Here is a 23753-nt window from a genome sequence, read left to right as displayed (position 1 = left end):
GCCCTCTTGGAGGGAGAGCCACAGCTGCGCCGCACGCCCGCGAAGGCGAACCTGGAGTGCATGGACAGCGTCTACTGGCACCGGCGGCCGCGGCCGCCGGAGGAAGAGGGGGCGGGACCTGGCGGGTGGCCGGTGGTGGTGAGGGTTCCGGTGGAGCCGGTAGAGGCCGCGATGGAGGCCGACGCCCGCGAAGCGGCTGCGCGCCACAGCGCCCTTGCGGTGCGAGTCCCGCTGTTCGGTGTCGCCAGTCAGAGCAAGGGCGACGGCCAACGCTGGCGGGTGATCGTCGAAGTCACCCACGGTTGTCCGCAGCAGGTCCGCGACGCGCTGAACTCCCTGCTCTGGTTCAGGGCGAAGGACGAGGCGAAGAGCCCGGCTGAACGGTGTGCACTGCTGGGGGCGGTCGCCCGGCTGGAGAACGAGTACGTCGACGAGCTCACTTTGCGCGGCGCCCGCTACCGTGTGGTGCGGGCCGAGGAGTACGCGGCCATGGACGAGCACGGCGGCATCGAGACGCCACGGCCCACCGACCCCGAGCCCTTGACCCCCGACTGGAGCCCTGGCGCCGGCGCCCGCAGCCCGCGGGTCGACGCAGGCCTCGTCCTGGACCCCGACGCACCTCTCACCCCACTTGAGGCGGCGGAGCGCCTGTCCTTGCGCTCCCTGGCCTACACCGGCACCCGGTTCCCCGGCCCCGTACTGCACGACTCCGCAGAGGCGCTGGAGAGCCACCCCGACTTCCTGCTCTTGCCCGCGGCGTTTCTGATCGTCGAACGGTCCGGCAACGAGCCCTGGACACCGGGCAGCGGCCTGCAGGCCACCGCCCACGACGCACGTCGAACCCTGGCCTTCGCCCTGACCTGGATGGAACCACGCACGCGCGGCCTGATCCCTGACGACGCCGAGCCAGACATCGACGCGCACACCCTCGTTGCCGAGAACACCCACCCAGCCGTCGCCGAGCTGGCGGTGTTCGCCGACGCCGCGGACCGCCTCCGAACCGGCCGGCTCAACCAGGTCGAAGTCCATGGCACCGGCTCCCGGATCGGCCGGGTCCGCCGCCTGCTGCGCTGGGGCCCCGACGGGCCGGAAAGCCCTCGCCCCTCCGACATCAACACCCACGCCCCCCAGGCCATCCACCCGCGCCTCGACGAGCACGGCAGCGTCCACTTCGACGATCGCGCGCCGGACGAAGCCGCCTCGTGAACGTGCTGACCTGCCTGCGGTCGGGAGGCCCGGGAATGTGGCGGCGGCAGACGAGGAGTTGTCCCAGCGCCATGCGGATGGCTCCGCGGGTGCCGGATCCCTGTGCCTCTGTCAGAGCCCTGCGGTGCGGTCGGAGATGTCTGTCGGGAGGGGCTTGAGTTCCCAAGCCGGTGTGATCCGCTTGCGAACGGCTTCGTGGTGTTCGACGTAGTCGCGGACGTGAGCGACCTTGCGGCGTTCGGCCCCGTAGGGTTCGCGTGACGGGCCGATGAGGGTGCGTTCGGTGTGACGGTGCACGCAATGAAGGCATCGCTGTCTGCTTCCAGCACTTCCCGGACGTGGAAGTGCTCCTGGACGGCGGATACCCTGGCCTCAGATGCGACCACCCGGCCAGGCGATCACGCCCCCCAGAAAGCCGAACAAGATCGCCTTCCCGCGCGTGCAGGCAGCCAGAGAAGAGGCCGGGCACCGGCACTCGTCGAAGCGCATCACCGTTGAGCACGCGCGCGCCGATCACAAGCGCTGGAAGCATGACCGGCTGGACACACCGATGCGAGACCTGCCCGGCACCTGCCGGGCCAGCGCCGGCCTCGTCTCCGACCGCACCATAACTGCCTGACAAAACCACCAGCTCAGGGCCGTGCAATTCAACCGCAGTTACGCACCAGCTCGTCTGTATTAATTTATGAATCCGTGATGGGCGAAGTACTCGGGCCCGGCGTCACCGCCCGAGTTGGCGCAGCCTGAATGTTCACCGCAACCAGTATCTTCGGTATCGGTTCCGGAACATGTCACTTCCCCGTTGCATTGCGCAGAGCTGCCGTTACCATCTGCACCGAGCATCTGCAGGTAAATAGTAGACACGCTTACCGTCTCTCTCTAGTCATTTCCAGGTTGCCATGCGTAGCTATCGCAATGATCAACATCGCCTGTATTGCCAGCATTCATCACGGCGGAGTCGATAAACTTGAGTACCGAGTACTTAGAATTCCTGTCGGAATGACTTACTGGTGTCGCCGGCAGGTGCGTGCGCGCTCGAGGCCGGGGAAGACACCTGACGGCTCCAGGCCGTCAAGCTGCTGCGGCCAAGGCGATTGGGCATGCGGTGTTCTCATCGGACAGTTCGCGCCGATGGAGGCAGTGGAACCTCTGTCCGGGGCGGTTGAAGAGGTTGCGCTGGGCGGCAGCGCGCCAGTCGCCGTGCTTGTCGTGGCGGCGACAGCAGCGGGCTATGGCTCCGGGCGAGGCCCGGAGAGCGGAGAGGCCCGGAGATAGTGTCATTCCTGCGTGAGGGCGGCCGGCCGCGGGACAGCGGTCCATATCGGCGGCTGCCAGCTTGCCGCACGCCCCCGCAAACCCATCAGCCGCGAGGAGGCTCGCCGGGCACTGACCGACGGCGGGAGGCGGGCGTGCGAAATCTGCCGGCCCGACTCCGAACCCGGCATCCTCGACTGACGTTCCGGCGCCGGGGTGTCTAGTCCGTGGGGAGCCGTCGGGCCAGGTTCACGGCGAGCTGGCCGGCGGCCTGCCCGCGGGATGTGAGGTCGAGCGTCTCCAGCAGCCGCATGTACCCGACCGCGTCCCGGGCCTCTGCCGCGGTCAGCAGGGGCAGGCGGGGCTCGTCCGCGTCTGGGTAGTCACCGATCACAGGCTCTTCAGTCTCCACAGGGCGATCAACCTCTGGCGGCGCCCCAAGGACACGATCCGAACGGGTCAGGCAGTCTTGCGGCGGGTCGTCCTCTTCGCCGCGGTCTTCCTGGCGGGGGCCTTCTTCGGCTTCGCGGGGCATCTCGTGCACGGTCACTCGCCCCCGTCGGCGGTCTCGCCGCGGTGTTCGCGGGCGTCGGCGACGGACTTCTCCAGCGCGGCCATGAGGTCGACGACCGGCGCGGCCGGCTCCTCCTCGCCCTCGGCGGGCTTCGGGGCCCGGTGCTCGGCCTTCGCCTCGATGACCTCGTGGAGCGCCTCCGTGCAGTGGTCGGTTACGTCCAGGTCGGTCAGCTCGGTCTCGGGCGGGGTGATCCCCTCGGAGGAGCGGATCTCATCTCCCCCAGTGCAGGCCGGACAGGAGCAGGGCGTCGCCGAGGGGGCGGAGCAGGCCGAGTCGTTCGCGGCCGCGGAGGGCGAACGTGGCGGCGGCGACCTTCCCGTTGCGCTCGAGCGCCTTGCGGAGCAGCACGTACGGCTTCGCAGCCACCGGTCCGTCGGCGGTCAGGTACTTTCTCTGCACCAAGCGCGAGTCAGCTCAGCTCACGGGATCGGTGGCGGCTATGAGTGACGCGGCGGACAGGCCGTCGGAGGAGATCCCGGCGGGAGTGAGCGCAGCTGCGCGGGCCGCCACCCCGGTGAGGACGGCGCCCCGCGCAGCTGCTCTCTGGCCAGCGGCTTCCAGCCCGAGGATCTATGCCCCGGCTGCCGCGCGCAGGCTCATCACGTAGATCTGGGTGTCGTCCTGGAACAGCGTCACCTTCTCGGCACCGCCGTCGAGGAGCTCCTTCCACACTTCACCGATCCACGACTCGGCGTCGCCCTGCGTCGTGAACTCCTCCGGCTCTACCGCCGGTGACGTCTCCGTTCCATCGGCCGTCTCCAAGCGCCACGTCCAAGCCACGTTCCTGCCTCCGCTTCAGGATCGACCTGCTGACAGCCGGAACCCCTTCCCCCGGGGCACAGCGGCAATCACGCCCAACGGGTGAACGGCGCAGAGCGGTGCCACCGCAGCGACCGCGGGTCGGGCCGGGGCGCTGCGTGAACCGGCCGGGTCAGCTTCCCCGCCGACGTCTTCGACACGTACAAGCAGCTGCCCGGCAAGGCCCGCCAGGACCTCGCCGTCTGCCTCGTTGACGCACAGGAATACCCGGTCGGCCACTCCGAGCCGTGCGGGGAAGACGACGGCATCATCCGCACCGTCGCCTTCGGTCATGTCACCGCGGTCATCATGATTGGCACCCCCACCAGCACTCTCACGGTCATCGCCACCGCCTGCGCCGGCGCGTAGGCGGGCTGAGCCCCGCGTCAACAGCGTCGTCAGCCGGGACGTGCGGCTGTAGCTGATCCGCGTGGCAACACCGCCCCTGCGAGGGACAAGGCCGGGCCTACGCAGCCGCGGGCCCCTACCGTTGTCCGTGGGGAGGTCGGGCCGACTGGTCGTTGGTAGGTCTCCCTGTGCGTCCCCACACCAGCGATCCCCGGTGTGGGGGCGCAAGTACGTTCCCCGGGAGGTTATGGGGCGGGGGTGTAGTGGACGACGGTGGTCTCGCAGGGGCCTTCGGCGTATAGCTGCAGCGCGTCGGCCTCGGCCTGGTCGGCGGCGAGGCCCCAGCGCAGCTTGGTGGCGACCCACTCGGAGACATACCGGCAGTGCGCGTCGGGGAGCGGCGGCATCCACTCGGCCGGGTCCTGGTCGCTCTTGGACCGGTTCGACCTGGCGGTGACCGCGACCAGGGACGTGGCGGCGTCCTGGTCGTTCGCGTACGCCTCCCGCCGCCCGGCCGTCCACGAACTGGCGCCCGAATCCCAGGCCTCGGCGAGCGGGACCATGTGGTCGATGTCGAGCTTGGCGGCGTCGTTGACCTCCTGGCCGTCGTAATACGAAATCCACAGGCCGCCCGACAGCTTGCAGCCGGCTGCCGCATTCGGCACTTCGATGGCTTCGGCGAGGAGGACCTCGTTGCGGGTGTTGCAGCCGTCGGTCAGGTCCAGGCCTCGGTTCCAGTGCCTGAAGCTCTCGCGGTTGTACCCGGTACGGGATTCGCCGGCGAGCGGGATCTGCCCGATGGCATCAACGAGGTTCAGGACCGCGGCTTCCGCAGGCGCGGCCGGGGCGGCGGTGGCCGACGAGGGAAGAGCGAGCGGGGTCAGGGCAAGAGAGAGCGCGGCAGCGCCGCGGACCATGTTCTTGATCACGAACACAGGGATATCGGTCCAGCGCCTTGTGCCGCTGCGTGATGAGAGTCTCCGTCAGCCGTGTGGGGGAGCACGTTCACCACAGAATCGATCCCGCACCCGGGCGCGATACCGGTCCGCCGCCCCCGGCTCCCCGGCGCGCGGCCGCAGCCGTATGAGCGGACGATGAGGGTGAAGCCCGCCCGGGAAGCCGCCGCACGTTGCACCGGGAGGGCGCGCTCATTCCCAGAGATCACGCGCCAAGGCCATCCAGGTCCTGCGAGAACTCGACCGCACCGGGGCTCCGGTGTCTTGCCTGGCCAGGCGGGTCCAGGCCCTGACCGCCGAACACGACGAACTGACGGCCGCACTCGACGGTGTGGCCAGCGCCCACAACCCGGGCCTGCGGGGCCGCCTACGGCATCGGCCCCGACACCGCGGCCCAGCTGCTGATTGTGGTGCACCCTCGACGAGCGCCGCGTCAACGGGGTCGTCGAGGGTGCACGCGAAACGGTGCGACTGCCAGTGCCACAAAGAGACGAAGCGATGAGCAAGATCTGCGGCTACTGCGACAAGACCATCACAGGCCCGGCCGAGGATATCGGCGATCACGCCCGGCCGGCCGCCTACTGGCATCCCCGCGGTCATCCCGACTGCTACCGCACCCGGCACCCGCGCCTTCCGTCCCGCACATCGGCGGCGTCCGCGTGGACCGTGCGACCTACTTCAACCACTTGAGTCAGCGCGCCTGAGCTCCTGGCCGTCCGTGGTCAGCGCGGACCACGGACGGGCAGGGCACGCCGCCCCGGTCCGATCCGTTCCCCCACGCCCGGCCGGGGCTACCGCACCAGCTCCGCGAGGGGGACGCCGAGCGCGTCAACGATAAGGACGAGATGGGAGAACCGCGGGTCGCGGCCCGGCCCACTGCTCCCCGCACCTGCGGGGATGGCCCCAACCCGCCCGCGCCACGGGAGGGGCAGAGGGCTGCTCCCCGCGCCTGGGTGATGACGCCCTGCCGCCGATCCGCCGTGCCAGGGGTGAACACTGCTCCCTGCACGGTTGCCCTCTGCGGTACGGGGACGGGATCGGTGCAGCCTCTGGTGCTCGCTCGGGGATGGTCCCCGCATGTCGCCCAAGGGCTGTCCCGTAACTGATCTTTGGCACGAGAGTGGTCGGCTGAGATCGGATCCTGGGTCCCACCCTTTGGGAGAGGCGCCGACCTCGGTTCACCCCTGTGACCGCACGACACAGCAGCGGATGGCAGGGGCCGTCCTCCCGCAACGTGTGGATCCACCCGCCTGGGGAGATGAGCAGGGCCCCTGTTATCGTGCGCCGATGTCAACGATCAAGCAGTTCCAAGTGACCTTCGACTGCGCGGAACCTGCGCGCCTCGCCGCCTTCTGGTGCGAGGTGCTGGGGTACGTCGTACCGACAGTCCCGGAGGGCTTTGCCACGTGGGAGGAGTACCACCACTCGCTGCCGCCTGAGGACGAGGTCTACTTCGCGTGCGCTGATCCCTCGGGTGTGGGCCCGCGCGTGCTCTTCCAGCGAGTTCCCGAAGGCAAGGTCGTCAAGAACCGGGTGCATCTTGATGTGCGGGTCGGCACAGGGCTCGTGGGTGACGAGCGCCTGGCCACACTCGAGTCCGAATGTGCACGGCTGATGGCGCTCGGCGCGAAACACGTGCTGACGCAGCGCGCCGATGGTGTCAACGAGTCGTGCATCACGATGCAGGACGTCGAGGGCAACGAGTTCTGCCTCGCCTGATTCTCCTCCGAGACTGCGAGTGGGGGCCGTCTCCCGGGGCCTCTCAGGTCTCGTATGCGGCAGAAGCTATCCCGTGAGAGCGAGGTCGTGCAGTCGGGCGATGCCGAGCATGGCGTGTCGGACCCCGTCGCCCTTGAGACGGCAGTCGCGGAGGATCTTCCAGGTCTTGATGCGGGCGAAGACGTGCTCGACGCGGGCCCGGACCTGTTTGTGCGAGCGATTGTGCTCGCGCTTCCAGCCCGGCAACTCTTCGCCCGGGGTGCGGCGGTGGGGCATGAGGAGGCCGGTGCTCGGATAGCCGCCGTCGGCCATCGTGAGGTTCCTGCCCACGGCGGCCTTCGCGCCAGACTCCTCCCATGCCCGGCAGTCGTTGCGATTGCCGGGCAAAGGCTCAACGACCACAACGACCAGGCGGGTATCCGCGTCAATGACGACCTGGTGGCTGGTGGAGTACCGGTAGTTCTTCGACTGTTCAGCGATGTTGTGGAGCCGGGTAGGTAGGCTCCAGGGTGCCGTCGACTACCAGCACGGTGTCCTTGGCGAACCGGCGCCGAGGCTGGAATGCGATGAGCGGACCGAGCTGGTCGATGATGCGGTCGGCCGCCGACTTCGAGATGCCAAACAAAGGGGCGAGTTGGCGCATCGTCAGGTTCGTGCGCCAGTAAGCGACCAGCAGCAGCACCCGGACCTCCAGCGGCAGACCCCACGGCCGCCCCTGGCCCGGGGAGCCGGCGCCCTCGCGGCGAAGCGCGGTCACCAACTTGCCGAAGACGCGCGGGCGCAGCCGGTAAACGGGGCTATCCAGGCCGGTTCCGACGCCGTGATCACACCTGACACGATCAAGATCATTGCAGGGCGACTTACGGGACGCGCCAGCAACAGCTCGCGCAGGGCCTTCACCGGCGCGCCTGCCCGTTGCCCCGGCCGTTGCCGGCCGCGGACCTACGGCTGGCCCATGCTCCACCGCCACCTGGCTCGCGACCATGAAACCCTGCCCACCCGCTCCGAAGCCGTGATCGGCACGAACCGAAGAAAGCTACAGAACAGCCCATCCCGGGATGAAATATCGAAAAAAGAACGACCTCTCAGACGGCCACACCTCTAGCAGCGCGGCAACGGCGCCAGGATGGCTGACCTGCGCTGGGGGGCAGCGGTCACAGCGGTGGGGTGACGGTCGTCACCCCACCGAATTCCGGCCATACTGATAGGTATCTATTGCTCAGGACCAAGGATAGCCGTAGGTGCAAGATTTCCCTCACCTTGAAGAGCCGGAAAGGGTTTGAGATGGAATTTCTAAATCTGCTGCAGATGGTCAAGAGCGAGAATCACACTGGCGCGGGCGAGTGCGGCGGCAATGTAACTGTCTGTGAAACCGGTTGCGAACTTTCCCTCTGCGACACAACGGGGAGCTGCCGCTTGACGGACTCCTCGCTGTGGTAGCGTGTGATTGGCCTGCGGCCTCCTCCGGGTATTCCCTTGATGATCCGGGTTCAGTCATTGGCTTCACTTTAAGGTCATGAAATCAGCGAACGCCCGTCTGGGGCTGTATTCAGAACAATGGTGTAGCGGACTGGCTGTATCTCTGCAGAGCCCAGGGAGCTGTTCCGCGGCAGGAGACGGCCGTGCATGCAGAATCATCTCCTGCCGCAAATGAGACGGATACCCGGCTCGAGAATTCTTCCGTACCAATCGTGTACGGCGGTCTCGAGGCGCCACGGCTCACCGGTCCCGAGCCCTCGCGTCCGACTGGAGCCGCGGCGCTGGCGCCCGCGGTCCGCGGGCAGATGGGCCTCCTTCCGGCTCCGGACGCCCCTTTCGCCTGCGGTTTCGGGTCCGGAGCGGCGTTCCATGGCGGGAGATCCCGGTCGAGTGCGGACAGTGGAACCGGGTCTGTGGCCCCCTTCCGCCGGTGGCAGTGTGACGGCGCCTGGCGTGGGAGAGGGTGGCCCCGCAGCTGATGGAGCGAGAGATCGAGTTGAAGGCCGTGCATGTGCGGACCCGGGACTTCTTGGAAGCGCCTGGATTCCAGCCAGGCCGACCTGCCCGGCGGCGGGCTCGCAGCCGAAGCCGCCGCCGGACAGGTTGCCCCCGGGTACGACTTCCTCGAAGGGCACCGCGAGGGCCTGGCCCTGCTGACGAACCTGCCGGTGCGCGAGATCGCCGCCAAGGCCGTCGGCGTCGAGCGGCTGCGGACCCTGCCGCTGGTCATCCCGAGTGGAGTGATCACCGGCTTCGTCGAGCGCTGGTACGGCCCTGACTTCCGCTCGCAGATCCAGACCGCCGCCGAGACCGGGCCGCCAGGCCCCCACTCCGGCATCCCGGGCGTTGACCGGGCACCTCACCCAGCCTCTGGGCGCCAGTAGTGTTCTGGACCACGGCTGCGGCCGAGGCATGACGTCGCGCATTACCCCTCGACAAACCTGGACGCTGAAGGATTCGGCCCACACGACGGTTTCGGCTGGCCCGGACCCGAGAGGACCGGCTTTGACCTGGTCACCTCGATGTCCGTCCTGAACGTGCTGCCCGGTGCCATGGCAGCCGATCCAGGCACTCAAGGATGCTGCGCCCTTCGCCCGTCCCGGCGGCCACGTTGTAATCGGCACCCGCAGTCCGCAGCCCGGGCGGCGGGGCTCGATGTACGGGCTAAGACCGCTGGCCCGTCGAACATCGGGAACCTCCTCGCGGTCACGGCATCCCCGCCACGGCCGGATTCGGCGTCCCCTACGAGGGCCTGCACGGCATCGACGAGCGCGCCTCCCTGGCGAACTCCCGGCTGTCTACGCCATCCACCAGCAGGCTGTGGCCGGTCTGCTGCACGCCGGCTGACCGCTCCCTGCCTTTGCCCCGGAAAGTCACCAGGCCTTGCTCTGCAGAGGGCAGTCCGCAGCCGGTCTCATGTGCATGCACCGCGCAGGAACAACCCCTGAACCCAAGCAGGCCGGCCATGGCCGAGCAGACCGAGACCACCGTGCCCGCCGTCCGCTTCGCGGCCGAGGCCAATGCCCAAGACATCGCCGAGGCCACCCTCCAGCGCCAGACGTTCAACGACAGCGACAAGGACAGCTACTTCGAGGGCTGATCAGCTCAGCGCCTTGTCGCCCCCGCAGCCCAATCCGCTGCCTGGAGTTGTGGGTGAGCCTTGCTGTCCGCGAAGCCGATGCTGCGGAGGGGTAACTGCTGGTTGAACTCGCTCGGCCGAGCGGGGCCGGGGACGTAGTGCACCGTGCGCAGCAGGACGGCGTTCCGGTCAATCACTCTCGACTGATTGCTGAGGATTCGGAAGTGCTGGCCGAGGCCTACCCCAAAGGCGATTCCCAGACTGGACAAGGCGGGTGCTGCTGGGCTCAAGGCGCGGTCTGTTGGTTTCCGGGGGTGAGGGATGTGGCTGCTGCGCATTCTCTGCATGCTGCTGCGCGGGGTTGGTTGAGTGCGGCCAGTGCCTGTTCCCGGTCGAGGGTGTGGTCGCTGGGTGTGCAGCCGATGACGTGGATGAGGGTGGCGCTTGGGTGCCCGGGGCGGTGGGGGAGGTGCTGGATGGTCCAGGCGGGCTGGCGCCGGTGGGGCAGGGCGTTGTCTGTCCTGGTGGGGACGTGCTGGTAGGACACGTCTGGCAGGGGGCGTGCGTGTGCGGGGCTCACCCAGGCACGGTGCTCGGCAGGCTCGGCGGCGCCGTTTGGGCTGTTCCGCCATATCAGGATTCCGACCTGGTACTGCCAGCCGTTCTCCTGCCGGCGGCGGGCGTGCAGCCGTGCGCGGACTTCCTGGCCGTCGGGGAGTATGACAGTGATCGGTGGCGTGCGGTGTCCAGCATCTCCTGACTCCATGAGCCCTCCCTTCTTGTCTTTTGCCGCCGCAGGTGGCATCGCAGCAGTGACCCCTTGGCGAACGAAGGCGCATATCGGTGCGTGCCGTACTGCGGGATATGCAGCGTCACCCGCGAGATGACGATCCGTGTCGCGTCTCATGTCCCGCCCCCTGACCACGGAAGAGCAGCGGCGAACCGCCCCTCAGGAACCAGGCCCAGCTGAGCCGGCAATATCAATGGCCTTTCCGCGCAGTGTCCTGACGCGAAACAGTCACGGGTGTGTCCGGGGAGCCGCACCTGCATCAGCGGGAAGCACGATCCGCCCCTTCCTGGCGTAGGCCATGACGTGTATCACCGGGAGGGGTAGGGGCTGATAGTCGTAGCCGGCGCCCCAGTTGGGGGTTCGCAGCCGCTCTGTTCGCGCAGCGTGCCGGTCACCGTCTATCACCTGGTCGGTGCCGGCCGTTAGCCTGTTGGTATGTCAGAGCATGTCATACCGGGCCGTAGGGGTGGCCTGATCTCCCTGAGCACCGCGGACTCTTTGTGGGTTGATCTGACGAGCGGGAGTGCGGTGCCGACAGCTGTCGCGGCGTTCACATGCTCGCCTGCTGATGCCCGGGCGGGGTACGTCCTGCTCGGCGGTCGTGTGGTGACGACGGTGACGGCAGACGGCAGCCGGTGGAGTGTTCCCCAGACCGAGGTGCGCCGGGCGGCAGCGGAACTGAACGCGGTGCAGATGGAGCGCCAGGACCTGGTCCGCATCGGTCCGTTTGGCGGCATGCCAGGGCAGGAGCATGACGAGGGAATGCTCCTGCCCTGGCGTCGGCGCATCAGCCGGGAACTGCAGGAGCCGGGCGAGACCGGGCGGGCAGCACGAGATGAAGGCAGCCGGCCGAGCCATCTGGCAGGGATCGACTGGCGTCGGGTACTCGTAGAGCAGCCCCACGGCCGGGCAGCAGGAACGTGGTGGCTGCCGCGCGCTGTGGTCAGGGTGCTGGACGCAGCCGAACATGCCGAAAGACGGTGGCTGCACGCCACGCGGCAGGCAAGCCAGACCCCAGTTGAGCTGTCATCCACCCACCGGCAGGCCAAAGCCGCCGCCGGACGCGAGACGACGAGTACGGACGACTCAGCCACCGTACTGCAGGTGTACAACGGGGAGCTGAAGGGCCAGTTGTACTCGGCAGTCAGCAGGAAGCCCGGCGTCTGCGGCAAGGTGGCCGGGTGGGCGTGCGCTGTCTGCCGCACCGCGCCCGCCGCAGTCCTTGATCACTGCCACGAACACGGCTATGTCCGCGCCCCTGTGTGCCATTCCTGCAACACACAGGAACGGCCCGACCACCTGTACAGCAACGACATTCGTGTGGCCGGCCACTACACACGCCTCTTCGACACCCACGCCGCCGACTGGCTCCCTCACTGGCACCGATGCCCTGGCTGCCGAGCCCGCACCACGCTGCCCCTGCCGCACCTCGCCGCATGGACCGCCCACACAGCCTGCCGTGCCATGCGCCCGGCCCACCGCGCCCCCCGCGGGCGCAAACCGTGCGGTCTGCTGCGCGTGTCCTGGACGGGCAGCCAGAACGCGCCCGGGTCCTGTCTGCTCACCGTCGCCGTCGACCTCTGTCCCACTGGCGAGCACCGAGTCCTGACGCAGGTTCCCTATCGCGAAGCCGTCCTACAGTTTCGTACCTGGCTGGCCGTGGCGGCCCCGGCCGTGGCTGCCGCGGCCGGTCCCGACCGCCTGGACGGCCTCCCCGACCGGGTCCGTCCCGTCATCGCGGATACCAGCGGTGAGGACCTGGCGCTGTTCTGAACGAAAAGGGGCCCGCACCCGAGGTCCTTGACACCCAAGACCATGGATCTTGAGGATCTCGGAAACGGCACCCACAGCGCCGACCAGGCCCTCACCCGTCACAGCGCCGCCTCACCGTCATGCGGGAGGCCGCCCGGAACCGAGGCCGGAGCTGGGCGGGTGCCGGCGGGGGGCGGGTAGCGTGGTGACTTCCGGGTGGTTGGGCCCGGCATTTCACGGCGGGTTACGGGGCGCTGGATGGTCACAGCTGGCGGGGCCGGGGACAAGCTCCCCAACAGGTTCGAGCACTGGTGGACGGCTCTGCAGGTCGCGCGGTTGCTCAGGGGCGAGGCATCAAGCATTCATCTGGAGCCATTGAACGCAGCCGGCGAGGGCATTGAGTTCGAGCTTCGGCTTCCGGACGGTCCGTACTGTGATCAGGTCAAGGCCAGTGGGAAGCCGTGGACCCCAGGAGCGCTTGTCGAGGTGCTGCGGAAGGTCAAGGCGCACCTTGCCGCGGGCAAGAGGGTCCGTCTGATCGTGGCGACTGACGCCCCCAATCTGCGTGGCCTGTGTGCGCGTGCACGGGATGCTGATCTTTCAAAGACTTCGAAGAGAGCCGGACAGCTCCGCACGCTGAGCTGCTTGCGAAGGCCGTTGCGGCGTAGGCGGATGCCGACCAGGAAACCGCGTGGAGGTACCTGCGGCTGGTCGACGTTCTGCATGAGCAGGAGGAAGGGCTACAGCGGGCCGTGAACTTGAGCTATGCCGCGTTGGTGCAAGGTGACCCCGAAGCGGTCGGCTCCATCCTGCGCGCCCTGTTCGACCAACAGATCCACCATGTTCTGACTGCTGGTGTGGGGCTACCTGGAGAAGAAAAAGCCAGGCGACGTTTCCTGGTCGGGGACACGACCACAGTCGATGCCCTGCGGGTGACAGTTGAGCGTCTCGTCTTCCACGCCAAGGCTCAGCCTGCGTCTTTCGTTGCCTTGCTGCACGTCCGCATGCGGACGATCTCGTCGAGATGCTCACCGCGATGGACCCGCCCAGTCGGCAGATCGTGCTGTGCGAGGGAGCAGCGGGCATGGGGAAGCCCACGGTCGTCAGAGAGGTCGCGCAGCGCTTGCAGGAGAGGGGTTGGTACACGGCTGCTGTGCGGATGAGCGCGGACACGCAAAGCGCGGCCGCCCTGGGCCGTAGCGGTCCCGGTTACTACATTCGGCCTACGAAGGCAGCGTCCGCATGGGTCCGGGGGCCCGGCGAGCTTGTGCTTTGTCCCAGGGCGTGATCGCGGACGTTCGCTGGCGCGGGCTCGGCGGTCAGAGGTATTCCCTGCGCTGCGGTCAACTGCGAGTGTTTGATCCCCTGTTCAATGCGGTCAACAGGACTTCTTCCCGTGCTCTCGCCGTCGGCGGGCGCCGTGGTGATACATCCGTCCGTGATGAGATGGTCCAGTTTGAGGCCGATCATGCGATCGTAGGCGGACGGAACCGGCAGTCGGAGTTGTTTCATCACACCGAGTGCGCCCCTTCGCCTCTGCGGCGGCGGAGCGTGGTGACGGAGCAGGGGTCCTCGGCTACTCGTCCGTATCCGCAGTCGAACACGAGCACCTGCATCAGACGGGCGAAAGCGACCCCATCTGGAATTTAGAGGGCTGCGCCAGCCCAACGGATCACGGTCCACCCGTTCGGGCGACAGCGCCAGGAACTGGTCGCGGACTAGCTTGAACAGGCATGCTTGGACCGGCAGGCACGGTCACCCCGAATGATCGTGAAGCACAAAAACCTCCAGGATCGGGGACCGCGCCTGCACCGCTTCACCCGCCTACTGGCGGACGCCCTAAGAGGCGGTGGAAGGCGGCGGAGGGTTCACGACCTCCGTCTTGCACTTCGAACATATGGGCTGTGGATAAGCTTGACTAATTCCCGCCGATCCTATGGCTAACGCTGCTGCAAGGCCTGCTACTGACGCCAGTCGCCCGACCCATTCGATCCTCTTTTGCATTTTCCCTACCTGACTGTTCGCGGATATTTATTTCAAACACAGGGCGCCCAAGGCTTGAGTGACGGTACTCAGCGGCCGCGGCTCCTTGTTCGGCCCTACCTTATAGGTAGTACTACCCTTTTCCTTCTCTCGGTCCACGACGCATATTTCGCCCCTCGAGGATTGGACAGCATAAAGCGCGTGGCAGATAGGGTATTAAATACTCATTTACGTCCGCTTTGGATGGCCCTGGGTGAGAGTCTTGTGGCTGGTCAGCTCCTTGACGGGATGGGGCGATCGCCGATCACGTGCGTACCGAGCTCGTCATCGACGCCCTCGCGGCAGCCGATCAGACTAAGAGGTCCTGGCCGGGGCAGTTAGGCGCATCGATCACGGCTCGCAAAACCGGGACTCAATCGGTCGTTGCAACCCTCCGTAAGACAGGGATTAGCCCCAACCGGCTCACGTCAGTCGCGAGAGCCGTCCTCGCCCTCTCTGCTTGGCGTACTCGCAGCCCTGCGGGGGGCGGCCGGCAGTGTTCCGGGCGGATGACCGGACGCGGCAGCGCGGGCCGCCGACCGGTCCTCCCGGGTTCGCTGCGCTCTTCCCTGGCGTGCCGGACACGGCGGCGAGCCCGGCCGGAGGCAGCGGGCGCGCTCCGGAGTGGCGGCACGCGGGCCCGTCACGCCAGCCGGCTTGTGCCGCCGCGGGCTGCTCGGTGCGGGGGCCGCAGCGGGCCTGGGTGTGCGGATGCGCAGGCTGCCGCAGCCGGTGCCGGGCCGCCGCCTCGATGGCCGGATCCGAGTAGTGATTACTCAGTGTCGATTCGGGCGTATTGGCGCCAATGGTACTGAAGCTCACCTTCTTGGACCCGTATCCTGGAGCCAGAGTCATGATCGATACCCCCTTGGCCATGCTGGAAAACGCCTCCCTTTACGCCAGTCGCCATATAGGGATGACGGAAGAGGAATCGGGCCGAGTAGCCGCATACCTTGGGTATCCGTCGCCGGCTTGCCTTTCCGGAGAAGCAGTACCGGATGCCATCCGCGAGAGTGCGCCTCCGGGCTTGCCGGATGCGGTGGATGAGCAGACCGTGCTGCAGGAGCTCGCCGGACTGGCTGCCCGCAACAAGCGCATGGTCAACATGATCGGGCAGGGGTATTACGGCACCTTCACGCCTCCTGTGATCGCGCGGAATGTGCTGGGGAATCCGAGCTGGTATACGGCCTACACGCCGTACCAGCCTGAGATCTCGCAGGGACGCCTGGAAGCACTGATGAACTTTCAGACGATGATCACGGATCTGACCGGACTGCCCGTGGCGAACGCATCCCTTCTGGATGAGGGGACCGCCGCTGCCGAGGCGATGATGGTGCTGCACCGGGCAGCGCAAAGCCAGAGCCCGCGTTTCGTCGTCGACGAGGACTGCCTGCCCCAGACGATCGAAGTGGTCCGGACGAGGGCGGAACCGCTGGGCATAGAAGTGCTCGTGTGTGACGTGGCATCGGGCTTGCCGGAGGAAAGCTTCTACGGCGTCCTGCTGCAGTACCCGGGCACCAGCGGTGTGGTGCGCGACCTTGCATCCACCATCACACAGGCACACCGCCGCGGTGCCAGGGTTGCGGTGGCCGCAGATCCGCTGAGCCTGGTCATCCTTGCCGCACCCGGTGCCATGGGGGCCGATGCGGTCGTCGGCAGCACTCAGCGTTTCGGATGCCCGCTCGGCTTCGGCGGGCCCCACGCGGGCTATATCGCCCTGAAGGCCGATCTGCGCAGGCAGATCCCCGGCCGTCTGGTGGGTGTGTCGGTCGATGCGGACGGCCGCCAGGCCTACCGGCTTGCACTGCAGACACGCGAACAGCACATCCGGCGCGAGAAGGCCACGAGCAACATCTGCACCGCAGCAGTGCTCTCCGCCGTGACCGCCGGAATGTACGCCGTCTATCACGGTCCCGACGGCCTGCGGGCAATCGCCCACCGGGTCCATCGTTACGCCAGGGTGCTGGCTGCCGGGCTTGCCGCCGGGGGCATCGAACTCGTCCACGGCCAGTTCTTCGACACCGTACTGGCGAAGGTTCCCGGCCGGGCCCGGCACGTGGTGCAGACCGCTGCCGGCCGGGGCATCAATCTCAGGGCGGCGGGCGAGGACTGCGTCGGCATTGCCTGCGACGAGACCACCCGACGTGAGCACCTTGAACAGGTATGGGCCGCATTCGGCGTGGCCGGACACGACATCGACACCCTCGACGGCAACGTCCGCACTGCCGGGTCCCCTTGCCCGCTGCGAGAAGATGCCATTCTCTCCCACCCGGTATTTCACGAACACCACACGGAAACCGGCATGCTCCGGTACCTGAAGACCCTCGCGGACAGGGACTACGCACTGGACCGGGGCATGATCCCACTCGGTTCCTGCACCATGAAAATGACTCCGGCTGCGGCCATGATGCCTGTGACCTGGCCAGGCTTCGCCGACATCCATCCCTTCGCCCCCGCCGGGCAGACCGAAGGCTACCGCGAGCTCATCCGGCAGCTGCAGCAATGGCTGGCCGACATCACCGGCTACGACGCAGTCTCACTGCAGCCCAACTCCGGCGCACAGGGCGAATTCGCCGGCCTGCTGGCCATCCGGAAGTACCTGGCATCCCAGGGCCAGTCCCACCGCGACATCTGCCTGATGCCCGAAAGCGCTCACGGGACCAACGCAGCCAGCGCAGCGATGGCAGGCATGCGCGTCGTCGTGATTTCCTGCGACGCCGACGGCAACATCGCCCTGGACGACCTCACCGCCAAACTCGAGCAGCACCGGCACGAAGCAGCGGTGCTGATGGTCACCTACCCCTCGACGCACGGGCTCTTCGAAGAGTCCATCACCCAGGTCTGCGCCCTCGCCCACGACGCAGGCGCCCAGGTCTACCTCGACGGCGCCAACCTCAACGCCCTTGCGGGCCTGGCCCGCCCAGGCAGGTTCGGCGCGGACGTCTCCCACGTCAACATCCACAAGACCTTCGGCAGCCCGCACGGCGGCGGCGGCCCGGGCATCGGACCCCTGTGCGTCCGGACACACCTGGCCCCCTACCTTCCCAACCACCCCGAAGAGCCGCACGCCGGCCCCGCCGGCGGGACGGGACCGATCGCGGCCGCGCCGTGGGGATCGGCCGGCATCCTGCCGGTCTCCTGGGCCTACATCAGGCTCATGGGAGCCGACGGGATACTGAAGGCCACCCAGACAGCCATCCTGAACGCGAACTACATAGCCCGGCGCCTGGGCCCCCACTACCCCATCCTCTACACAGGCCCGCACGGCCTGGTCGCCCACGAATGCATCATCGATATACGCCCGATCACTCGCAGCACGGGCATCAGCGTGACGGACGTCGCCAAACGACTGGCCGACTACGCCTTCCATGCCCCCACCGTCTCGTTCCCCGTTCCGGGCACACTGATGATCGAACCGACAGAATCGGAGAACCTCAACGAACTGGACCGCTTCTGCACGGCCATGATTGCGATCAGAGAAGAGATCGGCAAAGTCGCCAGCGGCGAATGGCCGCAGCACGACAACCCGCTGCACAACGCACCGCACACCGCAGAATCACTCACCGGGCCCTGGCCGCACCCGTACTCGCGCGAAGAGGCAGTGTTCCCTCTGCCATACCTGCGCACAGCCAAGTACTGGCCTGCCGCTCGCCGATTGGATGACGCATACGGGGACCGCAACCTTGTCTGCTCCTGCCCGGCTGTGCAGAACTACGACATCCATGCTGCTCAGGGACTTCCCCCGGAGGCACCCCTCCTGCTCGGCGCCTCAAACCATGCCAGGTAATCCCGGCCGCCGGTACCGAGGCGGTCGTCTTCGCCCCCCGGGGCACCGGGGGACCGAACGGGCCGCTCTGTGGGCGGCCGCGTCCTGCCGGGGGTTGACCGGATACCGGGAGGCAGGTGGCCGGGGCCGCATGGACGGGGCCTCTATGTGTTTGGTCAAGTCCGACAACCAGTAGGTTCGTGCGGTCGAGCGGGGCGAGCCGGAGCCAGCCAAGATCACTCCCCTTGGGCCGGCTGTGGTCTGCAGTCGGCACCTGGGTACGTCTGCTGCCGCAGGTCCATGCCGCGGCCGATGCCGCCGGTGACATCGGCGGGAACGTCTCGGCCGATTCGACGAGCGCGCGCACCAGCACGCGGCCGGTGCTCGCAATGACCCGCCGCCCGGCCCAGCCACGTCAAAGGGGGACTTCGCGGCGGAACAGCAGGCCGAACCTCCGTGGCAGAGCCTGTTCGCCCGGCTGGCGCAGGGGGTGCAGGCGGTGAGGGACCGGGCCGCACGCGGGCGGCTTCACCCGCAAGTCCACTTGAGTACCGACGGACGCTGCCGCCCGCTGTCCCCGGTGATCACTCCAGGCCAACGGGGCGACAGTCCCCAGTTCAAGCTGGTACTGGAGAAGAACGGTGTTCCCCGCCTCGGACCGGGCCGCCCCCACAGCAAGCCGGACAGCGTCGCCGCGGACAGGGCCTACAGCAACCGGCCCTGCCTTCAGTACCTGCGGCGCCGTGGTATCCCGCACACGATCCTGGAAGACCGACAGCCGGGCCGCCCGCCTGCGCAAGGGGTCACGCGGCGGACGACCACCGGGCTTCGTCGAGGACCGGTACAAGAGACGCAACGCCGTCGAGCGGGCCATCTGCAAGCTCAAGCACCACCGAGCGCTGGCCACCCGCTACGACAAGCGAGGCTACGCATTCATCGGAACCGTCACCGCCCTCGCCATCTGGCTGAAGTCCTGACGCCGAGACCGGTCACCACCCCAGATCAGCCGGCCGCTGTTGCCCGCACGGAACGATAACGCCGTCCTGGTCGAGGACCTCGGAGGAGTTGGCCGAGTTCACCCACACTGTGATGCCCTGGGCATGGACAACGACGTTGAACGGCGACTCCTCGGGCTCCAATTCCGTCACGACGCTGAACTGTTCACCGGGACGCATCCAGTAGTCGGTTCCCCAGGGCTCCACCCACAAGCAGAGCACGCTCTCGGTCTCGTTGCTCACGCTGGTCTTTGACACGCCAGAACGCTAACAACCAGCATGATCGGCCGGACAGCTCTAAGCTTGCCGTTTAACCTTTGCGGGCTTGATGTTCCTTGATCGACTCGGCGCGTTTGACGGTCTTGCCAACGCTGTGGTGGCTGGCCCGGTGCTTGTTCTTCGATCCTGGGGGTCGGGATGGTTTCGGTGCGGCTGCCGGGCGGGCCGCGGTCGCGCGGACGTTGCGAAACCCCCACCTGACCCGGGCGGGGGTGAGGCGACGCGGTTCAGTTCGTCGTTCCCAGGGGCGCCGGAGGTCTTCGGCGAGGGGCCGGATGAGATAGAGCTGGGCATGTGCGGCGATGATCAGCCAGGTCCACAGATCAGCGGTGTCGGCGCGGCGGATCTTCGGTGCGGTCCATCCGAGGGTCTGTTTCATCAGCCGGAAGGTGTGTTCCAGGTCGAAGCGGCGGAGGAAGGCCTGCCACCACCGGTCTACGTCCGCCGATGTGGCTGAGGTTGCGGAGCACCCCAGCCAGACTGGTTTCGGTTCGCGGATGCCTGGCAGGCGCTCGACCGTCAGTCGCATCAATGTGCCGTGCAGGACGGGTAGTTCATTTCTGCGGTCCAGCCAGGGGCCGCGGTGGGTGAGCCGGGGATGCATCCGGTTCCAGGCCATCGTCTCTGCCTTGCCGTAGTGGGTGGTGTTCGTGGCGGTGGTGATGTCGGGCTGGTGCCAGGTGTCGGGCTTGGCGAAGGTGAGGACGCTGCCGTGCCGGCCGGGCCTTCCGCCCTTGGGTCCGGAGCGGGTGGGGCCCGGGTCGCGGAGCATGACGCGGTCCGAGCGCAGTCGTCCGAGCAGCACGACGGGCAGGTCCCGCAGGGCGTGGGAGAGGTAGGTGACGTCGTAGCCGGCGTCCATCACGATCAGGATCTCGGGGTCGCCTGGCTTCCAGTGTCCCGCGTGGGCCAGGCGTCGAACGACCTCGCGGAGTTGGGCGGCGGTGACGAGTGTCGCCTCGTCTGCGGGTCCGAGCCGCTGGGCGTCCAGTAGCCGGCACCAGGAGGTGCGGCCTGTTTCCAGGGCGGCGACGAAGGAGTACGGCCAGCCAGGGATGAACTGGTCCTTGCCGCGGTCGCCGCGTGCGTAGACGTGGCAGAACAGCCGGTTATCGCTGGTGGGAGCGTCGGGGCGGAGCCAGTTGCTTACGTCCACGGCCAGTACGATCCGCCCGTCCGGTGTTCTCGGCAGCGGCAGGCCGGCCAGAGCGCGTCGCAGGCGCGTCGGTTCAATCCAGCCGCGGTTCAACCCCGCATACAAGGTCCCGTGTCCACGCCGGTGTTCGGCCGTCAGCGACAGCTCGACCAGGGTGTTCACCGGCCCTTCCGCACACAGCACCGCGTCGGTCAGCTCGAAGAGCACGTCAGCCCGGGCATACAGGCAGTCGTAGAACTCGACACGAAAGCGGGACAACACATCCAACGCCTCGCGTCCGGACACCTCGGCAGGCAGGCTCATACACGGCGGCAGTTCTCTGGTGCTTCCTGACTCGACATCTCGAAGCGTGGAGAACGGCCGCCTCCGCTGTCAGGGAAAACACCGCAGATCAGCAGGTCGGGTGACAGGCGAGGTTAAACGGCAAGCTAAGCGGAGAAGGGACGGGAAACCATCGCGACCCTGAAACACACCATCGCAGGAACCATGCGCTCAGCCCATCTCGGCTCACGGCAAACGCCGTCGTCAGTGTCGGGGGTTAGGAGTCCCCTCCTCCAGCGCCGGCCAACTTTGAGAAGATCAGGAGCTGTTGCATGAAGCGGGAGCGGGCGACCCCATCCTGCACGAGATGCTCGACCGTCTCGAACAGAGCACTTGGCCACTCGACCTCATCACCGAAGTCCACCTCTTCGGCTCCTGTATCCGCGGCGCCCCGGAAGTCGGTGACATCGACGTCGTGGTCCAGCACACCACCGACGAAAGCTGGACACAGCAGGTAGTCGACGCCCTGTTCAGCGGCTGTGACGGCCACACGCCCATGCGTAGGGGTCTGCGCGGCAACCGCCGAGGCATCAGCTTCCAGTTGCAGGAACGTCAAGCCCTCCAGGACGAGGGCATCGACCTCCTGCTGCTCTGGAAGCGGGGCGAGCCGATTGCCCTCGCTCGGCAGAGGCTCGCCGCGATCGCCGTCGACCGGGCAGCCGGACGCGCTCCACGCGACCACGTCCTGCCTGCCTACGAGACGATCGCCGACCTGCTGCCCCGCCCAGTCCGCATCGGCCTGCACCGCTGGAGCACCTGATTGCCGCACGGGTGACGCTGGTGGTGATCGAGGCGACCTCGGACTGGAAGCCATTCTGCTACGTGCTGGCCGAGGGCCTGAACGTGATCCTGGTCAACGCGCGCCAGGTCAAGAACCTGCCGGGCCGCAAGACGGATGCCTCGGGCGCGGCCTGGCTGGCCCAGCTCGGTTCCCACGGACTGGTCCGCCCCTCGTTCGTGCCGCCCCGACCAGTCCGGGAACTACGTGACCTCACCCGGGCCCGGACCACCGCCACCCGGGAACGCTCCCGCGTGGTCCAGCGGCTGGAGGACACCGGCATCAGACTCTCCGTAGTCGCCTCCGACATCATGGGCATCTCCGGACGGGCCATGCTCGAAGCCCTCATCCGTGGCGAAGCCGACCCGCACGTCCTCGCGGACCTGGCCAAACGCAAGCTCCGCAACAAAATCCCCGAACTCACCGAGGCCCTGACCGGACGCTTCCGTGAACACCACGCGTTCCTGACCCGCCTCCATCTGGACCAGTACGACCAGCTCACCACCATGATCGACGAGATCACGGCGCGGTCGAGGAGGCGATGGCACCCTTTCGTTCCGCCCCCGACCTGCTCGACACCATCCCCGGGATCAACCAGTACGTTGCCGAAGTGATCATCGCGGAGACCGGCGGGGATATGACGTCGTTCCCCCTCCGCCAGGAACCTGGCGTCCTGGGCGGGCGTCTGCCCCGGCCACCACGAATCCGCCGACCGCACCAAGAACACCAGAGTCCGGCCCGGCAACCCCTACCTCAAAGGGGCCCCCCGGACTCGCCGCGTTCGGCGCAGTCAGAACCAAGGACACCTACCTCGCCGCCCGCTACAAGCGGCTCACCGCCCGCCGCGGCCCCCCGGCGGGCCCTCGTCGCCGTCGAGCACTCGATCAGGGCACATGCTCACCGACAACGCCGCCTGCCAGGAACTCGGCGGCACCTACTTCACCCAGCGACATCCCGAACGCGCCACCCGCCGGGCCATCGGCCGACTCAATCAGCTCGGCTGCACAGTCACCCTCAACCCCAGGGAAACCGAGGCCTGACGGGAAGACCTCTACACCCGGCAGCCATCCACGGCCACCTGGCACCCAGCCATGCCCACACCCACTCTGACTGCTGTTATATACGCGTCCTAGACCTCGGCGAGGTGCGTGACGGTCTCCCCGGACGCCAGTCCTTTCCCTGTCGGAGGGAGAGTCATTTCGTCGTGGGCGCCGGGCCCGTGCGTGCTCGGGCAGAGATCACCACTGGCCACTGTCTCCCCCGCCGCGAGCGCGGCCAGTTCCTCCAGTAACTGGACCGGCAGACCATTGTCAGAGACACCGGAATCGACTTCACGTCAACCCTCAGCAGTCGCATCAGTCCCAGCAGGCGACAGGCTGCCAGCCATCCCGATCGTGTGCCCCGCCGCCGTACCCCTGTTCTTCGTCCAGGATGCCGTTCACCTGCCGCATTGAGCTGGGTCAGTACTCAAGATGGCAATTTCCTGCAGATCATTCTGCACGATGCTGCCGCCCGCCCTGCTTCCCCTGTTTCCTGATTTATGAAATATTCAGTTCATAAAAGCCGGGACCCTGCGTTCCGGCCTGGCCGGGATTCAGGCTATTTATTTCTATTTCAAAGAAAGGTCAGGAACCGAAATGCTTTCACTCATGAAGGCTTCTTCTCGTCTGCGTGGCTTCGTTGCTGTGGCCGGGATTGCTGCAACGTTTTCCCTACCCGTTGCCGCCCATGCCGAGAGCGGCGTTTTCGAGATTACGACAGCTAGTCAGTGCGCGTCTATTCCGAAGATGACGCAGAAAATTGTGAACGGAACTGAACGGGAAATCGTTCTGTACTCGGATGCCAATTGCACTACCCCGGCGGCTATACTCCCCCCGCGGGGACAGCAGGGAGACAATCAGTTCCTCGGGTACGAAGGCTGATTGTTCGGGGGGTGTACCTATGCCCTTCGTCAAGGATGCGGTGCCGGGCATGAGGC

20 protein-coding genes and 4 pseudogenes are annotated in these 23753 nt (G+C 67.2%); 14 read left to right on the top strand and 10 right to left on the bottom strand.

Annotated features, from left to right (window positions below; genetic code table 11):
• Positions 1 to 60: 60 nt before the first annotated feature.
• Complete coding sequence (locus OG462_RS02985; protein ID WP_406054154.1) at positions 61 to 1206, top strand: DUF5954 family protein; 1146 nt, start codon at positions 61 to 63, stop codon at positions 1204 to 1206.
• 111 nt (positions 1207 to 1317) lie between these two features.
• Here the strand turns inward: OG462_RS02985 and OG462_RS02980 are convergent, their stop codons facing one another.
• Positions 1318 to 1503 (bottom strand): hypothetical protein, encoded by a 186-nt coding sequence (locus OG462_RS02980; RefSeq protein WP_406054152.1) that lies wholly within the window; start codon positions 1501 to 1503, stop codon positions 1318 to 1320.
• A 79-nt stretch (positions 1504 to 1582) separates the two neighbouring features.
• Between OG462_RS02980 and OG462_RS02975 the strand changes: the two genes are divergently transcribed.
• Both OG462_RS02975 and OG462_RS02970 read left to right on the top strand, forming a co-directional pair.
• On the top strand, positions 1583 to 1825 hold the full coding sequence (locus tag OG462_RS02975; RefSeq protein WP_406054150.1) for a transposase: 243 nt from the start codon (positions 1583 to 1585) through the stop codon (positions 1823 to 1825).
• Between the two features lie 668 nt (positions 1826 to 2493).
• Entirely contained in the window at positions 2494 to 2661 is a 168-nt protein-coding gene (locus OG462_RS02970; protein WP_406054148.1) for a DUF6233 domain-containing protein, read from the top strand.
• A 19-nt stretch (positions 2662 to 2680) separates the two neighbouring features.
• On the opposite strand, the gene OG462_RS02965 is transcribed toward OG462_RS02970, so the two are convergent.
• The 4 genes from OG462_RS02965 to OG462_RS02950 all read right to left on the bottom strand — a co-directional run bounded on the left by OG462_RS02965 (position 2681) and on the right by OG462_RS02950 (position 5112).
• Positions 2681 to 2872, bottom strand: coding sequence for a hypothetical protein (locus tag OG462_RS02965; RefSeq protein WP_406054146.1), 192 nt, complete (start codon positions 2870 to 2872; stop codon positions 2681 to 2683).
• A 375-nt stretch (positions 2873 to 3247) separates the two neighbouring features.
• On the bottom strand, positions 3248 to 3436 hold the full coding sequence (locus tag OG462_RS02960; protein WP_406066331.1) for a Ku protein: 189 nt from the start codon (positions 3434 to 3436) through the stop codon (positions 3248 to 3250).
• 171 nt (positions 3437 to 3607) lie between these two features.
• The gene (locus OG462_RS02955; RefSeq protein WP_406054144.1) at positions 3608 to 3817 is read right to left on the bottom strand and encodes a hypothetical protein; all 210 of its coding nucleotides are present in this window, start codon (positions 3815 to 3817) and stop codon (positions 3608 to 3610) included.
• 611 nt (positions 3818 to 4428) lie between these two features.
• Positions 4429 to 5112, bottom strand: coding sequence for an HNH endonuclease family protein (locus tag OG462_RS02950; RefSeq protein ID WP_406054142.1), 684 nt, complete (start codon positions 5110 to 5112; stop codon positions 4429 to 4431).
• A 1314-nt stretch (positions 5113 to 6426) separates the two neighbouring features.
• Between OG462_RS02950 and OG462_RS02945 the strand changes: the two genes are divergently transcribed.
• Positions 6427 to 6858, top strand: a complete 432-nt coding sequence (locus OG462_RS02945; RefSeq protein WP_406054140.1) for a VOC family protein — start codon at positions 6427 to 6429, stop codon at positions 6856 to 6858.
• Positions 6859 to 6924: 66 nt separating this feature from the next.
• Here OG462_RS02945 and OG462_RS02940 read toward each other — a convergent pair.
• Positions 6925 to 7695 (bottom strand): annotated as a pseudogene (locus OG462_RS02940) (transposase).
• 1151 nt (positions 7696 to 8846) lie between these two features.
• Between OG462_RS02940 and OG462_RS02935 the strand changes: the two are divergent.
• The 3 genes and pseudogenes from OG462_RS02935 to OG462_RS02925 all read left to right on the top strand — a co-directional run bounded on the left by OG462_RS02935 (position 8847) and on the right by OG462_RS02925 (position 9937).
• Positions 8847 to 9221, top strand: coding sequence for a hypothetical protein (locus OG462_RS02935; RefSeq protein ID WP_406054138.1), 375 nt, complete (start codon positions 8847 to 8849; stop codon positions 9219 to 9221).
• Positions 9222 to 9467: 246 nt separating this feature from the next.
• Positions 9468 to 9684, top strand: a pseudogene (locus tag OG462_RS02930) (M20 family peptidase); the annotation flags it as partial.
• 118 nt (positions 9685 to 9802) lie between these two features.
• Complete coding sequence (locus tag OG462_RS02925) at positions 9803 to 9937, top strand: hypothetical protein (RefSeq protein WP_406054136.1); 135 nt, start codon at positions 9803 to 9805, stop codon at positions 9935 to 9937.
• A gap of 265 nt (positions 9938 to 10202) precedes the next feature.
• On the opposite strand, the gene OG462_RS02920 is transcribed toward OG462_RS02925, so the two are convergent.
• Complete coding sequence (locus OG462_RS02920; RefSeq protein WP_406054134.1) at positions 10203 to 10682, bottom strand: DUF6233 domain-containing protein; 480 nt, start codon at positions 10680 to 10682, stop codon at positions 10203 to 10205.
• 459 nt (positions 10683 to 11141) lie between these two features.
• Here OG462_RS02920 and OG462_RS02915 point away from each other — a divergent pair, with 459 nt between their 5' ends.
• A complete protein-coding gene (locus OG462_RS02915; protein WP_406054132.1) occupies positions 11142 to 12479 on the top strand; it encodes an endonuclease domain-containing protein in 1338 nt (445 codons plus the stop codon).
• Positions 12480 to 13724: 1245 nt separating this feature from the next.
• On the opposite strand, the pseudogene OG462_RS02910 reads toward OG462_RS02915, so the two are convergent.
• A pseudogene (locus tag OG462_RS02910) lies at positions 13725 to 14207 on the bottom strand (IS5/IS1182 family transposase); the annotation flags it as partial.
• Between the two features lie 1126 nt (positions 14208 to 15333).
• Between OG462_RS02910 and gcvP the strand changes: the two are divergent.
• Positions 15334 to 18267, top strand: a complete 2934-nt coding sequence (gene gcvP, locus OG462_RS02905) for an aminomethyl-transferring glycine dehydrogenase (protein ID WP_406054130.1) — start codon at positions 15334 to 15336, stop codon at positions 18265 to 18267.
• A 469-nt stretch (positions 18268 to 18736) separates the two neighbouring features.
• Positions 18737 to 19282 carry a transposase gene (locus OG462_RS02900; protein WP_406054128.1) on the top strand — a complete coding sequence of 182 codons (546 nt, stop codon included), beginning with the start codon at positions 18737 to 18739 and terminating at the stop codon, positions 19280 to 19282.
• Here the strand turns inward: OG462_RS02900 and OG462_RS02895 are convergent.
• Positions 19236 to 19499, bottom strand: a complete 264-nt coding sequence (locus OG462_RS02895) for a hypothetical protein (RefSeq protein ID WP_406054126.1) — start codon at positions 19497 to 19499, stop codon at positions 19236 to 19238. The two genes, OG462_RS02900 and OG462_RS02895, sit on opposite strands and share 47 nt — an antisense overlap.
• Before the next feature lie 52 nt (positions 19500 to 19551).
• Positions 19552 to 20979, bottom strand: coding sequence for an NF041680 family putative transposase (locus OG462_RS02890; protein ID WP_406054124.1), 1428 nt, complete (start codon positions 20977 to 20979; stop codon positions 19552 to 19554).
• 286 nt (positions 20980 to 21265) lie between these two features.
• Between OG462_RS02890 and OG462_RS02885 the strand changes: the two genes are divergently transcribed.
• From OG462_RS02885 to OG462_RS02870, 4 genes and pseudogenes are all read left to right on the top strand, one after another.
• The gene (locus OG462_RS02885) at positions 21266 to 21757 is read left to right on the top strand and encodes a hypothetical protein (RefSeq protein WP_406054122.1); all 492 of its coding nucleotides are present in this window, start codon (positions 21266 to 21268) and stop codon (positions 21755 to 21757) included.
• Positions 21758 to 21768: 11 nt separating this feature from the next.
• Entirely contained in the window at positions 21769 to 22389 is a 621-nt protein-coding gene (locus tag OG462_RS02880) for a transposase (protein WP_406054120.1), read from the top strand.
• A 42-nt stretch (positions 22390 to 22431) separates the two neighbouring features.
• A pseudogene (locus tag OG462_RS02875) lies at positions 22432 to 22521 on the top strand (transposase); the annotation flags it as partial.
• A gap of 147 nt (positions 22522 to 22668) precedes the next feature.
• Entirely contained in the window at positions 22669 to 22815 is a 147-nt protein-coding gene (locus OG462_RS02870) for a hypothetical protein (RefSeq protein ID WP_406054118.1), read from the top strand.
• Positions 22816 to 23753 lie beyond the last annotated feature (938 nt).

Source organism: Streptomyces sp. NBC_01077 (assembly GCF_045162855.1).
Lineage (GTDB): Bacteria > Actinomycetota > Actinomycetes > Streptomycetales > Streptomycetaceae > Streptomyces.
The sequence above is the reverse complement of the archived record's forward strand: the minus strand, read 5'-3'. Positions and strand labels throughout refer to the sequence as shown.

Coding starts and splice junctions, on each gene's coding strand:
- OG462_RS02975 (WP_406054150.1), top strand. CDS start 1,583: ATGCGACCACCCGGCCAGGCGATCACGCCCCCCAGAAAGCCGAACAAG.
- gcvP (WP_406054130.1), top strand. CDS start 15,334: ATGATCGATACCCCCTTGGCCATGCTGGAAAACGCCTCCCTTTACGCC.
- OG462_RS02945 (WP_406054140.1), top strand. CDS start 6,427: ATGTCAACGATCAAGCAGTTCCAAGTGACCTTCGACTGCGCGGAACCT.
- OG462_RS02890 (WP_406054124.1), bottom strand. CDS start 20,979: ATGAGCCTGCCTGCCGAGGTGTCCGGACGCGAGGCGTTGGATGTGTTG.
- OG462_RS02870 (WP_406054118.1), top strand. CDS start 22,669: ATGCTCACCGACAACGCCGCCTGCCAGGAACTCGGCGGCACCTACTTC.
- OG462_RS02925 (WP_406054136.1), top strand. CDS start 9,803: ATGGCCGAGCAGACCGAGACCACCGTGCCCGCCGTCCGCTTCGCGGCC.
- OG462_RS02915 (WP_406054132.1), top strand. CDS start 11,142: ATGTCAGAGCATGTCATACCGGGCCGTAGGGGTGGCCTGATCTCCCTG.
- OG462_RS02935 (WP_406054138.1), top strand. CDS start 8,847: ATGTGCGGACCCGGGACTTCTTGGAAGCGCCTGGATTCCAGCCAGGCC.
- OG462_RS02920 (WP_406054134.1), bottom strand. CDS start 10,682: ATGGAGTCAGGAGATGCTGGACACCGCACGCCACCGATCACTGTCATA.
- OG462_RS02985 (WP_406054154.1), top strand. CDS start 61: ATGGACAGCGTCTACTGGCACCGGCGGCCGCGGCCGCCGGAGGAAGAG.